This window comes from Rhizobium aethiopicum (assembly GCF_900094625.1).
Taxonomy (GTDB): Bacteria; Pseudomonadota; Alphaproteobacteria; order Rhizobiales; family Rhizobiaceae; genus Rhizobium; species Rhizobium aethiopicum.
In genome coordinates this window covers 1-12,476 of the sequence record NZ_FMAJ01000022.1, presented here as the reverse complement: position 1 = coordinate 12,476, position 12,476 = coordinate 1, and the positions used below count along the sequence as shown (strand labels likewise).

Genomic DNA, 12,476 nt, shown 5'->3' with positions numbered 1-12,476 from the left:
GGCTCAAAGGTTTCGAGCATCGCTATTCGCATCAGCTTTCCGGCGGTCAGCCGCAAGCGCGTGCAATTGGCGCAGGGCGCTGATTACCGGCCCCAAGGTGGCGCTCGCCGTAACTACTGGTTTTCTTCGTCACCTTCTTCAACGCAATGCAAAGGCGTGCGCGAGGTAACCCGGTTGTGTTGTCGAATGCCCGCTTTTGGGAGACACTCGGTCTGATCTCCTGCGTCATGTCTATTTCCCATCGGCGGCAAGCTGGATCTTGTCGTCGTTGCGCACTTCGGTCGGCTTCGCAGTTGTGGGGGCGATTATCGGCGAATATCTCGGCTCCTCTGCCGGGCCCGGCTATCTAATCGCTCAGGCCGAAGGCAATTCGATGCAGTGGGTGTCTTCGCAGGCATTCTGATCCCCGCAATCTTTGTGTTGATCATCGACAGCATCCTCGAACATCGCCGAGAAGCGGCTCATCAGGTGGCGAACGAGCGCTTCGGAAAGGCCCGCCTGAACGCTCATTCGCGTCCACCGAGAAAGCTCCTTTTCGCAGGCGTTCTCCCTTTGCGCAGGAGGGAGAACGCCAGTCGATTTGAGCTTTTGTGCTTGCCGCAAGGCATCGCGGCTGCAGAAGATCGAAAATAATCCGCGAGACCAATTTGATCTATATTGACACCAATCGCTAAACCAATTCTATATTGATCGCACAACGATCCTGATTGGTAGCGAATGGTGGTGAACGTGAAAGCAACTCCGACACTTGAAACAAGCCGTGCGCCTTCGCAGGCGGCTGTCGCATGCGAAGCTCCCACGCAATTGTTCATCGGCGGCGAATGGATCTCGGCAAAAGGTGGCCGGACCTTCGATGTGATCGATCCTTCGACTGCGGAAGCAATCGCCGCAGTTTGTGACGGCGACATCCCGGATGCAATGGCGGCCCTCGACGCGGCAGAAAAGGCCGCTGCGGCCTGGAAAGCAACGTCGCCGCGGCGGCGCTCGGACGTCCTGATGAAGTGTTTTCACCTTCTTCTCGAACAAGCAGAGTGGCTGGCGCAACTGATCACGGTGGAAAACGGCAAGGCGCTCCCCGACGCGAGATCGGAAGTCGCCTACGCGGCCGAGTTTTTCCGCTGGTATGCCGAGGAGGCCGTGAGGGCTCCCGGAGAATTTGGATCAGCACCTTCGGGCGCAAACCAGATCATTGTCAGCCATGAGCCGATTGGTATCGCCATATTGGTAACGCCTTGGAATTTCCCGGCAGCGATGGCGACCCGAAAAATTGCCCCGGCCTTGGCTGCGGGCTGCACTTGCATCCTGAAGCCCGCAGCCGAGACGCCTCTGACGGCGCTTGCTATTGGAGAACTCATGCGGCAGGCAGGTGTTCCTGCCGGAGTGGTCAACATCGTTCCCACGAAAAAAGCCGGCCCTGTGGTCAGCGCAATGCTGCATGACAAGCGCGTCAGGAAGCTGTCGTTCACTGGCTCGACCGGCGTTGGCAGGATACTGCTGCGCGAGGCCGCGGACCAGGTCGTCAGTTGTTCAATGGAATTGGGCGGCAATGCGCCATTCATCGTATTCGATGATGCCGACCTGGAAACGGCGGTCGCCGGCGCAATGGTTGCAAAGATGCGCAACGGCGGTGAGGCTTGTACGGCGGCAAATCGCTTCTACGTTCAAAGGGGAATTTCCGCCGACTTCATTCGGCGCTTCGCCGAGGAGATGGCAGCGCTCAACGTCGGGCCAGGACTGGCACCGGATACGCAGCTTGGCCCACTGATCACAGATGCAGCGGTGACCAAGGTGGAGCGCCTGGTAGACGACGCGATCTCCAAGGGAGCTCGGCTGGTGACAGGCGGTAGCAGATTGAGCGGCGAGGGTTTCTATTATTTGCCAACTGTTCTCGCCAATGTCTCTCCGGATGCCGAGATTCTTCGCGAAGAAATCTTCGGTCCGGTTGCGCCGGTGATTGTGTTTGATACCGAGGACGAGGTTGTCGAACTGGCCAACGACACCGAATACGGGCTTGTGTCCTATATCTTCAGCCGAGACCTCAAGCGTGTGCTTGCGGTCGCCGGCAGGCTGGAAAGCGGCATGGTCGGGATTAACCGCGGTGTCGTTTCCGACGCTGCGGCGCCGTTCGGCGGCATGAAGCAGAGCGGCCTCGGGCGCGAAGGCAGCCATCACGGCATGCTCGAATATCTCGAAACGAAGTACATCGCCGTCACCTGGTAGGTCGTTGCGAGCAATCCCGGTTGCCAGTTGGCAATCATGTGCCGACGGCTGGCAGGCTCCAAAACACGGAACAATGCCGCGGGGAACTGCAGCAAGAATAGGAGAGATGAATGTCCCTACTGAAAACCATCGACCCGAACCCATGCTTCGAGCCGAAGCATAGAACTGCCGATCCGGAGCGCCTTATTGCGGGCAGCCCCGCCTTCAAGACATGGCTGCAGGACACCGCCAAGGACGGCAAGGTCAATACCGGTGTTTTCGAGGCGACGCCCGGTGAAACGCACTCCATCAAGGGCGAAACATTTGAATTCTGCCATCTTGTACATGGTGTGATCGAACTGACGGAAAAGGGCAAGGAGCCGGTCATTTATCGCGCGGGCGACAGCTTCGTGATGAAGCCGGGCTACGTCGGGGTCTGGAAGACAATCGAGACGGTGCGGAAGATTTTCGTCACCGTCACCTGATCATTCGAGCAAACGACGCCGCTTTTACGTGCATCTTCGCATCTGCAGACGGGGCGAGGCGGCAGGCAAGCCGTTTCGGCCGGCGAGACTTGAAATCGATGGGCTGTTTATCAGTCGCTCGTTACTCGGCTTGTATATCCGTGTCCGGTACGGCCAGGAGTCTCGCTTCTCCGCCGCGGCTTCATAGACCCTTCGCTCTTATCACTGGTGAGCAGGAGACCTACGAATGGATGAACTCATGCAAACGGAATCGATCGTTCTTGCGCCTTTCCAGGCTCATCATGTGGGCGGAGCCCTCGCGCTGTCGCGTGCAGCGGGTTGGGCGCACAGGAGGGAAGACTGGGAAATGATACGGTTTCTGAGCGAAGGACGCGTTGCGCTCGCCGGCGACCGGGTTGTGGGTACCGCCCTCATGACTCCCTTCGGCGACACTTGCTCTGCCATTAACATGATTATTGTCGATGAAAGCCAGCGTGGACGAGGGGTGGGAAGAAAATTGACCACCGCCGTGTTGGAACTCGCTGGTGAGCGTGAATGCCGATTGACGGCGACGAATGACGGCTTGCCTTTATATGAAAAACTCGGATTCGTCGCGACGCACCAAATCCTCCGTCATCAAGGCATTGCCGGTCAGGTCGGTGCTCCTGAGAATGTTGAGTGGATCGGGCCTGACGCGCTGCCGGCAATCAAAGCGCTCGATCGTACGGCATTCGGGGCCGACCGTGACGCGTTATACAATGCCCTGGCGAATGAGGGGAGTTTCGCCGCCATCCGGAAAGGTGATCGTATCGTCGCATTTGCGGCTACGCGGTTGTTCGGAAAGGGTGAAGTCGTTGGGCCCGTCGTTGCGGAAAATCCGGAACAGGCGAGGGACTTGCTTGCCTTCATCCTCTCGGGCAAGGAAGGTCGCATTGTAAGAGTCGATATCCCTGAACAGACCGGCCTTTCGTCACCACTCGCGGACTGGGGACTACCTAAGGAGGGCAGCGTCGTTGCGATGGTTCGCGGCGCGGCGGGTCGATCTGAAATACTAGCGGTTCAAACTTTTTGCTTGGCCAGCCAAGCTATTGGCTGAGTTGACCGGAGGAAGTCAGGAGCCTTCATTGCCGAACACGTTCCGTCGTACCGATCAGACGCCTTATAAAGCAGCAGCGATTTTCCGGAATGCCCTCTCGGCCTTCACAGAAGCGCCGAACAGCGTGTATCGCAAATCGCCAAAGTGGCGAGCGGGGAGAAGAAGTGGCCGGTTCGCTCGGACCCGCGGCAGATTGTTCTGCAGAGAGTCACTGCTTAGCGGCCTTTCCGGAGCATCGCGGTACAGACTCTGTCACGGTCGGCAAAAGATGCGGCACAGGCGGCAAAGCTTAGCGCGAACGAATGGCGCATGTCCGTACGTCGGGAGGAACTGCTGTGCTGTGGAAGTTACCTTGATCCTTGACGACACAGGCCGGACCGCATCATGACGAACCAAGCGATCATTCTCGAGAAGATGACACCAAAGCATCTGGACAGTGCATTGGAACTGTCCCGACAAGTCCAATGGCCGCATCGGCGGGAGGATTGGGAACTGGTTCAGTCAATAAGCGAGGGCATTGCTGCACTCCAAGGGGATCGCCTCGTCGGGACGATCATGATGACGCCCTTTGGCGATCACGCCGCCACTGTCAATATGGTCATCGTCGATGCCGCGATGCGCGGCCGCGGCCTGGGCCGGATGATGTTGGAAGAGGTGCTTGCCAAAGCGGGAGACAGGACCTGCTATCTGGTGGCCACGCAGGAAGGCCTTCCGCTCTACGAGAAGTTGGGTTTCGTTGCGACCGGAGAGACGGTGCAGCACCAGGGCGAGCCGTTGCAGGTCGAGGTGCCGGCCCATGTAAAATGGGTCGAAAGCGGTGATTATGCTCGCGTGGTGGCGCTGGATCGCGCGGCAAGCGGCCACGACCGTTCGCCATTGATGGAGATTCTGGCCGAGCGGGCAAGGTTTGCGGTCATTCGCGATAACGGCGACATTCAGGCCTGCGCGGCAATCCGGTCTTTCGGCCGTGGGCTTGTCATCGGACCGGTGGTTGCGAGGAACAATTCCGAAGCCAAGGCTCTGATCGACTTCCTGCTCGCCCATCACCAAGGCCGGTTTGTCCGCATAGACTCGGATGTCTCCACGGATCTTTCAGGATGGCTTACAGGGCGCGGGCTCAACCACGCCGGCCGGGGGATTAAGATGCGACGCCCGGGGTCCGCCCTTAATAAAAGCGAGTCCACGTATCACCGCAGCTATGCGTTGATAAGTCAGGCACTCGGTTGATCCTGGTGGAAAAAGGGAATCGCTTGTCAAACTCGACGGTGCAATCTGGTTCCCCGCCCGCCCTGCCGTTGGGGGGCCAGCCTCAAACAGTACTAAATTGTCAAAGGCGGGAACGGCCAGCAAGAAGTCGCTGTCTCCCACAGCACTCTGCTATTCCATAATCCGACATGCAGTGTCCTTGATCGGCATGCAGTCCTCTGTCGCGATATCCCCGCTTCCGCCGCTTTGAAATGGGGGTGCAGCTATTCTCACCGTCTTCTTTTTCGCTCTCGTCAACCTACCGGCTCCTGATGCCGGCTGCTCATCAATGCCGAATGACGCCACACCAACCGTATCGAGGTTGGCTAAGAGGTTACCGGAACAGGCTTGCCAGCGGCAATTGCGCTTTGATCAGGGGCGATTTCAGCACGACGAAGCTGAAATACTTGTCAATGCCGATCTCCGAATCGAGGAGCTGCTCCATGATCGTCTGGTATTCTTCGATTCCGGCGGTGACGAATTTTACGAGATAGTCGTAACCTCCCGAAACTAGATGACACTCGATGACCTGATCAACCTTCTCGATCGCAGTAAGAAATCTCGCGAAGTCGAGTTGACGGTGGTTCTTTAGCGTGATTTCGGTGAACACCGTCAGCGTCTGGCCCAGTTTTGCAATGTTGATCTGCGCAGAATAGCCCTCGATATAGCCCTCCGCCTGCAGCTTTCTCACTCGCAGCAAACAGGGGCTTGGCGAGAGATTGACCATTTCCGAAAGCTCGACATTTGAGATTCGGCCGTTCGTCTGCAATGCGTTCAGGATTTTGACGTCGATCCGATCAAGTTTCACTGGCTAGCTCCTACTGATGAGGAAGACGCGGATGTCGGTGAGAGTTGGGCAGATGACCACGAAATCTCAGATGGCATGACGTGTGCCTAGACGTTAGAAAAGTGGATCGCGTCGCAGACGGCCTCGGTAACCTCCCCGGTAGTAGCTGAGCCGCCCACGTCGGGGGTTAGGATTCCGGCGCCGGTCACCCGCTCGACAGCGCGCATGAGGCGGGCCGAGCCTTCCCGCTCGCCGAGGTGGTCAAGCATCTGGGCAGCAGTCCAGAATGCGGCAACCGGGTTAGCGATGCCCTTGCCGGCAATGTCGAAGGCGGAGCCGTGGATCGGCTCGAACATCGAGGGAAAGCGACGCTCAGGATCGATGTTCGCCGTCGGTGCAACCCCCAGACTACCCGCAAGCGCACCAGCGAGATCGGAAAGAATGTCGGCGTGCAGGTTCGTTGCCACTATGGTGTCGAGGCTCTGCGGCTTGAGCGTCATCCGGACCGTCATGGCATCGACCAGCATCTTGTCCCACGTAACCTCGGGGAATTCCTCCGCCACCTCACAAGCGATCTCGTCCCACATGACCATGCCATGCCGCTGGGCATTGGACTTCGTAACAACCGTAAGCAACTTTCGCGGTCGGGACTGGGCCAGCCTGAAGGCGTATCGCATGATGCGCGTGACGCCGACGCGGGTGAAGATGGCGACCTCGGTGCCGACCTCTTCGGGCAGGCCGCGGTGAGCGCGGCCGCCATGGCCAGAATATTCGCCTTCGGAGTTCTCCCGCACAATCACCCAGTCGAGATCGCCGATCCCACAATTGCGCAGCGGCGAAGTTATTCCAGGCAGGATCTTGGTTGGCCGGACATTGGCATACTGGTCGAAGCCCTGGCAGATCGGCAATCTGAGCCCCCACAGCGTGACATGGTCGGGAACATCCGGTGCTCCGACCGCGCCGAAATAGATAGCGTCGAATTTCTTGAGCTGCTCCAGCCCGTCCGAGGGCATCATCACGCCATGCTTCTTGTAGTAGTCAGATCCCCAGTTAAAATTTTTGAAGGTGAATTTTACGTCGCCGAGCCGCGTCTCCAGGTTTGACAGAACAGTCCGGCCGGCAGCGATCACCTCAGGTCCGATGCCGTCGGCGGGTATGGTTGCGATGGAGTATTCACGCATAAAACTTCTCCGCAGCGTTATGGCTCAAGTTGACTGTCGGTGACCGTTACCGGTCATGCGATTGGCGTCGAACCCGCGGCGCCGGCATCCCCAGCGCCGCCTGAGAGGTGGTCTTTCTCCGAAACGTCACATTCCTAGCGAGCGTTGGTCAGCGTTGATCGAGCAATTTGATCTGGAGATCTTCCCAATGCTCCTGGAATGCATCCCGCGCCGTATCGTAGTGACGGCTCCTCAAGCTGTTGATGAGCCGCTCATGTTCTTCCGCCATTTCTTCGGCGGTCGAGTAGAAATCCTGCCGCTGTGCGAGAAGAAGCTCGATCTCGCCCTCAAGGTCCGAATAGGTCCGCTTGAGCCGAGCGCTACCGCTGGAGGCGATGATCGCGCGGTGGAAGTCGCGGTCCGCAGCAACCAACAGGGATCTGTCGGAGGACAGAGTCGACCTATGCATAACATCGATCGCCTCCAGCGCCTGAGATGGGATAACGCCGGTCAGCACGATCAGACGTATGGCCTCGCCTTCAATGGCTCCGCGCACCCGCGTGATATCGACAATATCGTCTGGCCCGAATTCCGGCACAACGAAGCCCCGGTTCGGTATCTGACGCAACAGACCTTGCGTGACGAGCACCTGGGCTGCTGTACGGAATGTGTGCCGCGAGGTCGAATGCTCTTCGCACATCTTCACGTCGCGTAGGAACTCGCCCGGCTGGAAATCCCCCGACAAGATGCGCCGTCGCAAGGCGTGTGTCAGGACTTCCACCGCGCTAGCGGGCAAGGGCTCGACGTTCATCTCTGGATCTTCGGCGTGGTTCTTGGCGGGCAGCGGCGGCATGGCTTTGGCTTTGCTCGTTGTTTATGTCGTATACCTACGCCACATGCTGCGGCGCAGGGCAAGGGAGATGATATTGTACCTCATCGCCGCATGTTGGCGGGTCCTAGATCCGCACGGACCGAAGCGCCTCGTCGACGCCCTCGAGCAAACGCACCGCGTTGGCTGATGTGAAGATGAGCGGCGGCCTGATCTTCAGGATGTGTGCGTCCGCTCCCGTCGCGGAAATTAGGATGCGCCGGTCGCGCAGGGCGTTTACCGCCGCAAGCGCACGGTCCATGTCCGGCGTTTTCCGGTCTCTCTCCGTAACCAGTTCGACGGCGAAATAGAGGCCGGCCCCGCGAACATCGCCGACAAATTCATATTTTTTCTGCAGGCTCCGGAGGCCGTCAAGGATTTCGCCGCCGACTTTGACGGCATTGTCCAACAGGCCTTCCTCGAAGATCGTGTCGAGAACGGCTCTTGCAGCGGCGATAGCAACGGAGTTGCCGCCAAACGTGTTGAAGTAGCGCATGCTGGATCCGAATTCGGCAACGAGTTCGGGCCGCAGCACCACGCCGGCAACGGGGTATCCGTTGCCCATGGGTTTGCCCATTGTGACGATATCCGGATCGACCTTGTGACGGCTGTGGCCCCAAAGATGGGTGCCGGTCCGCCCGAATCCGGATTGCACCTCGTCGGCAATGAACAGACCGCCAGCTTTGCGCACAACTTCCGCCACTGGCGCCAATACGTCCGTCGGATCGACGTAGAGACCATCGGAGGAGAAGACGGAATCGGCGATGAAGGCCGCTAGGCCCCCGCCATGCCGCTCGATGTCGGTGATCTGTCGCGCGACATCCTCGGCCATCCGCCGGCCGATTTCCTCGACGGGCAGGCGATAGGAATCCGGCGCGGCGACCGTGCGAAGATAGGGATCCAAAGCCGACTTCTTGCCGAGCGACGGCGAGATTGCCGCCACCGCGCCGCTGTTACCGTGATAGGCTTCCGCCGTGACGATGACGCCGGTCCTGCGTGTGTGGTAACGCGCGATCCGCAAGGCGAGATCGTTGGCTTCCGAGCCCGTGCATGTGAACATCGCGCATCCGGTCCGGCCGAGTTCGCCACCGAACGTATTGATCAGGGCTTCGGCGTAGTCCAGCAGCGGCTCCTGCATGTAACGCGTGTGGGTACAGAGTACCTCGAGCTGCTTCTGGATCGCCTCAACGACACGCGGATGAGAGTGACCCAGCGACACGACGTTGTTATAGGCATCAAGATATTCGTTGCCGTGCTTGTCGTAGAGGAACACGCCCTTCGCACGGGAGATCTCAACCGGGGACTTGTAGAAGAGCCGATAAGCCGGTCCGAGCAGCCTTTGCCGCCTGGCGACATGCGCCAGATCTTCATTTGTGAGATGAGACGTGTCCTGAGGGTTGAAGCCGTTTGGCATGTCGCCACGGAAGCCCTTGGGTAGGGTAGTCGCTTGTTTGGACATTGCTGTTCCTATCGTGTCAAAAGATCGGAAATCTGTGCGGTCGAAATTGAGTGAAACCACTCGAGGTGGGCCCAGCCGGCTTCTGTATTGCGCAGGATGTAGCGGCTATTCTCGGGGAAGATCTCTGCGCGCCAGCAGGTCAGCAGCGCACGAACCGCAAGGCGGCCCATCGACAGGAAGGGAATAAGCCGGAGCTCCTCGTCCGTCAGTTCGGCATGGCGGAGATAACCGCGCAGAACGTCGCGCGCTTCGTCGAACAGGTCACGCCGGGTCCCATGGGCGAACGTTTTTGGCATCTGGTTCATCAACGCCGTGGAGACATCGACGGCGATGGCGGTGCGGACCGCATCGCCGAAGTCGATGACGCCGGTCAGGAACTGCGGACTAGTGTGATCGACGACCAGGTTCGACGTATTGAAGTCGTTGTGGAGCACTTGCCGCCGGCACAGGTCGAGCTTCGGCTTGATTTCGGCAAACCGTTCGAGCGCACGGACGGTCCAGGCCCGCTTGCCGCCCTCAGGGATGAAGCTCAACAGATCGGTGAGGTCTAGCAGATGGGTGACGTCCCATGCCACCGTCCGGCCGTCTGCGGGGTGCGAGAAATCGGCCATGGAATGACGCAGCTTTGCCAGGATTTCGCCGATCCGTTCACGCTGTGGCGCTGTGCAAGATGTCCGGTCGAGGGGCGTGCCGGCAAGGAAGGTAATAAGGCGCACGACTCGCCGCTCGCCGCCACTCGTCGTGACGATGGGCAAATCCGCCCCGTCTACATCGCAAAATGTGCGCGGGATTGGTAGATCAGGGGCTCGTTGCTCCAAATGACGCATCAGCGACACCTGGAAGTCGAGTTCCTCGATCCGCTCAGAAGGATGAGCGATCTTCAAGACAAACTTCCCCTCGGCGGCGCAGTCGAGGAGGAAGGTGTCGTCCTTTTCTGTTTCAAAGCGCGCTGCCGAGCCGCGCTTGCCATATAGCTGCTCGGCGATTCGTTCGGCTTCCGCAGCGCCCACGGTATGGCACGCCTCGGAAAGCTCAGGGACGCGGGCTGGCCCGTACTGATGCTTGTGACCCATCTTCAAACTCATTCATATCATGCAGTTCGATGACCTCAGTATCCCATACTTCAATTTTTGTACAACAATTTATTTCGATGTTGGATCTGATCAAACTTAGTGTTTTTGATGATTGCAAGCTGAAAACGGCAAAAAACCTTATAAATACAGTGACATATTCGGTTAGCGGGTAACTGTTTTGGGAAGCGGCTCACGCAGGCCGACTGTGCGCTGCCGTTTGGACGACCAAAAAATTGTTGGACAATCGGTTGCTATCGCCGCTAACTTATGCCAGTGTGCTCCCGCTGGTCGGAAAGCAGCGAACACGTCGGAGTGATCCGCTTTGAAGGCAGGGGAAATGACCAGATTCTCAAGGGTACCTGCCGCGTCGGCTGGGGTCTGTTGGGACCGCGACCTCTTTAGACAGGCGGCATGCCCGCCAAAATGACCTTGGATAGGCACACCGTGCCATGAAAATTGGAAGGAATACACGCGATGACTCAATTTCGACCGAAGTACGTGACCTTCGACTGCTACGGCACGCTCACCAATTTCGACATGGCCGGCGCAGCACGGCGCGTCTACGGCGAGCGCCTCTCCCCTGAAACGATGGCAGCCTTCGTCGAGGCTTTCAGGGGCTATCGCCTTGACGAGGTGCTGGGCCCATGGAAACCGTTCGTCGAAGTGGTGCACAATTCAATCGAACGCAGCTGCAAGCGTATCGGTATCCCGTTCAAACCCGAAGACGCGCAACGCATCTATGATGAGGTGCCAACCTGGGGACCGCACCCGGACGTCCCGGCTGGCCTGTCCAAAGTGGCCAAGGAAATTCCGCTGGTCATCCTGTCGAACTCCATGAACAGCCTGATCATGTCGAACGTGGAAAAGTTGGGCGCACCCGTCCATATGGTAATCACGGCAGAAGAAGTCGGGGCATACAAACCACTGATGAAGGGCTTCGAATACATGCTCGACAAGCTCGGCTGCGGACCGGAAGACATTACTCATGTGTCCTCATCCTTTCGCTACGACCTGATGACTGCCTATGACCTGGGCATCAAGAGCAAGGTCTGGGTCAACCGCGGCCATGAGCCGGCCAATCCCTTCTACGAATACACCGAGATCAAGGATATCGGCGGCTTAGCCGCCGCCGTTGGCCTGGAGCCAGCCCTCAAGCGCGCCTAAAAAGCCAGGGCTCAGACGCTGTGACGACGATGAGATCGGGGCGGTCCATTCGCCCCTTCTCTTTCGTCTGAAGGGAGCAAGCATGGCCTTTCGGGACCCATCTGCAAGCGTGACCTGCTGGCGTTGGAGGACGATGTGATCCGGGCTTGACGCGACGGCACGTCGGACTTAGCACGCGTTTGTTGCGCGGCCGTGGTCGATGTTCGCTTTCGAGTGCCGGTGCTGTTCCTCAGCAACCGTTTACAGGGGCGCGAAGTGGTCGTCCGCGAAGCGCGACCTTTCGACGTTCCAATCGATGCAGCGACAGCCTTCCGAGTTTTGATCGGCGAGTTCGAAATTGCACGGGTCGGCGGGTCTTCTTCTGGATGAGTGAAACGGCGCCTGAGGAACGCGGGGATGTCGTTTATCGCGCGAAGGCATCTTCAGAGCGGTCGATCCCACGCGATCACCAGTGATCGCGCGTACGCCGGATCTCCCGTTCGGCTGTAATCATCGCCTCTTGCGCAGGCATCCGAAACGGCTACACCTCACTGTGACCATTCACTCGTTCGAGAAGCCTGCTATGCCCTTGATCTCGGTAAACTCGTGCAGTCCGAACTTCCCGTATTCCCGACCGTTGCCGGATTGCTTGTAGCCGCCGAAAGGGGCGGCACTGTCCCAGGCGGAGCTGTTGAGGCGAACGCTGCCGGCGCGCAGCCTGCCTGCGAGCGCTCGCGCTTCCTCCGGGTCGCCCTGAATGTAGGCAGCCAAGCCGTAGGGCGTATCGTTGGCGATCGCGATCGCTTCATCCTCACTGTCATAACCGATGATCGACAGCACCGGGCCGAAGATTTCCTCCCGCGCAATCGTCATCTGGTTGGTGACGCGGGCAAACACCGTCGGGCGCACGTAATAGCCGGAATTGAGATGCGAAGGGCGGCCAGGGCCGCCGGCGACGAGCTCCGCTCCTTCTGCGATGCCG

11 protein-coding genes and 1 pseudogene are annotated in these 12,476 nt (G+C 58.8%); 6 read left to right on the top strand and 6 right to left on the bottom strand.

The genetic code is table 11. From position 1 onward, the window contains the following. Window positions 1-94: 94 nt before the first annotated feature. From GA0061105_RS28305 to GA0061105_RS28285, 5 genes and pseudogenes are all read left to right on the top strand, one after another. Window positions 95-502, top strand: a pseudogene (locus tag GA0061105_RS28305) (ABC transporter permease); the annotation flags it as partial. Between the two features lie 215 nt (window positions 503-717). Beyond that, window positions 718-2,220 (top strand): NAD-dependent succinate-semialdehyde dehydrogenase, encoded by a 1,503-nt coding sequence (locus GA0061105_RS28300; protein WP_167358588.1) that lies wholly within the window; start codon window positions 718-720, stop codon window positions 2,218-2,220. Between the two features lie 110 nt (window positions 2,221-2,330). Then, on the top strand, window positions 2,331-2,684 hold the full coding sequence (locus GA0061105_RS28295; RefSeq protein ID WP_092754230.1) for a cupin domain-containing protein: 354 nt from the start codon (window positions 2,331-2,333) through the stop codon (window positions 2,682-2,684). A 238-nt stretch (window positions 2,685-2,922) separates the two neighbouring features. Continuing rightward, on the top strand, window positions 2,923-3,759 hold the full coding sequence (locus tag GA0061105_RS28290; RefSeq protein WP_167358591.1) for a GNAT family N-acetyltransferase: 837 nt from the start codon (window positions 2,923-2,925) through the stop codon (window positions 3,757-3,759). Between the two features lie 384 nt (window positions 3,760-4,143). Continuing rightward, window positions 4,144-4,986, top strand: coding sequence for a GNAT family N-acetyltransferase (locus GA0061105_RS28285; protein ID WP_092754224.1), 843 nt, complete (start codon window positions 4,144-4,146; stop codon window positions 4,984-4,986). Window positions 4,987-5,338: 352 nt separating this feature from the next. Here the strand turns inward: GA0061105_RS28285 and GA0061105_RS28280 are convergent, their stop codons facing one another. From GA0061105_RS28280 to GA0061105_RS28260, 5 genes are all read right to left on the bottom strand, one after another. Then, complete coding sequence (locus tag GA0061105_RS28280; RefSeq protein WP_092754221.1) at window positions 5,339-5,812, bottom strand: Lrp/AsnC family transcriptional regulator; 474 nt, start codon at window positions 5,810-5,812, stop codon at window positions 5,339-5,341. Window positions 5,813-5,898: 86 nt separating this feature from the next. Beyond that, a complete protein-coding gene (locus GA0061105_RS28275) occupies window positions 5,899-6,972 on the bottom strand; it encodes a tartrate dehydrogenase (RefSeq protein WP_092754219.1) in 1,074 nt (357 codons plus the stop codon). Window positions 6,973-7,120: 148 nt separating this feature from the next. Continuing rightward, window positions 7,121-7,804 carry a GntR family transcriptional regulator gene (locus tag GA0061105_RS28270; RefSeq protein WP_092754217.1) on the bottom strand — a complete coding sequence of 228 codons (684 nt, stop codon included), beginning with the start codon at window positions 7,802-7,804 and terminating at the stop codon, window positions 7,121-7,123. A 103-nt stretch (window positions 7,805-7,907) separates the two neighbouring features. Next, a complete protein-coding gene (locus tag GA0061105_RS28265) occupies window positions 7,908-9,278 on the bottom strand; it encodes an aspartate aminotransferase family protein (protein ID WP_092754215.1) in 1,371 nt (456 codons plus the stop codon). 8 nt (window positions 9,279-9,286) lie between these two features. After that, on the bottom strand, window positions 9,287-10,363 hold the full coding sequence (locus GA0061105_RS28260; protein ID WP_167358587.1) for a phosphotransferase: 1,077 nt from the start codon (window positions 10,361-10,363) through the stop codon (window positions 9,287-9,289). A gap of 462 nt (window positions 10,364-10,825) precedes the next feature. Here GA0061105_RS28260 and GA0061105_RS28255 point away from each other — a divergent pair, with 462 nt between their 5' ends. Beyond that, a complete protein-coding gene (locus tag GA0061105_RS28255) occupies window positions 10,826-11,515 on the top strand; it encodes a haloacid dehalogenase type II (RefSeq protein WP_092754211.1) in 690 nt (229 codons plus the stop codon). A 540-nt stretch (window positions 11,516-12,055) separates the two neighbouring features. On the opposite strand, the gene GA0061105_RS28250 is transcribed toward GA0061105_RS28255, so the two are convergent. Continuing rightward, the coding region (locus tag GA0061105_RS28250; protein WP_141130241.1) for an aldehyde dehydrogenase family protein at window positions 12,056-12,476 on the bottom strand (421 nt) is incomplete at its 5' end.

Bases quoted from the DNA above. Each gene is read 5' to 3' on its own strand.
- GA0061105_RS28300 (WP_167358588.1), top strand. From the start codon at position 718: ATGGTGGTGAACGTGAAAGCAACTCCGACACTTGAAACAAGCCGTGCG.
- GA0061105_RS28295 (WP_092754230.1), top strand. From the start codon at position 2,331: ATGTCCCTACTGAAAACCATCGACCCGAACCCATGCTTCGAGCCGAAG.
- GA0061105_RS28290 (WP_167358591.1), top strand. From the start codon at position 2,923: ATGCAAACGGAATCGATCGTTCTTGCGCCTTTCCAGGCTCATCATGTG.
- GA0061105_RS28285 (WP_092754224.1), top strand. From the start codon at position 4,144: ATGACGAACCAAGCGATCATTCTCGAGAAGATGACACCAAAGCATCTG.
- GA0061105_RS28275 (WP_092754219.1), bottom strand. From the start codon at position 6,972: ATGCGTGAATACTCCATCGCAACCATACCCGCCGACGGCATCGGACCT.
- GA0061105_RS28270 (WP_092754217.1), bottom strand. From the start codon at position 7,804: ATGCCGCCGCTGCCCGCCAAGAACCACGCCGAAGATCCAGAGATGAAC.
- GA0061105_RS28265 (WP_092754215.1), bottom strand. From the start codon at position 9,278: ATGTCCAAACAAGCGACTACCCTACCCAAGGGCTTCCGTGGCGACATG.
- GA0061105_RS28260 (WP_167358587.1), bottom strand. From the start codon at position 10,363: ATGAGTTTGAAGATGGGTCACAAGCATCAGTACGGGCCAGCCCGCGTC.
- GA0061105_RS28255 (WP_092754211.1), top strand. From the start codon at position 10,826: ATGACTCAATTTCGACCGAAGTACGTGACCTTCGACTGCTACGGCACG.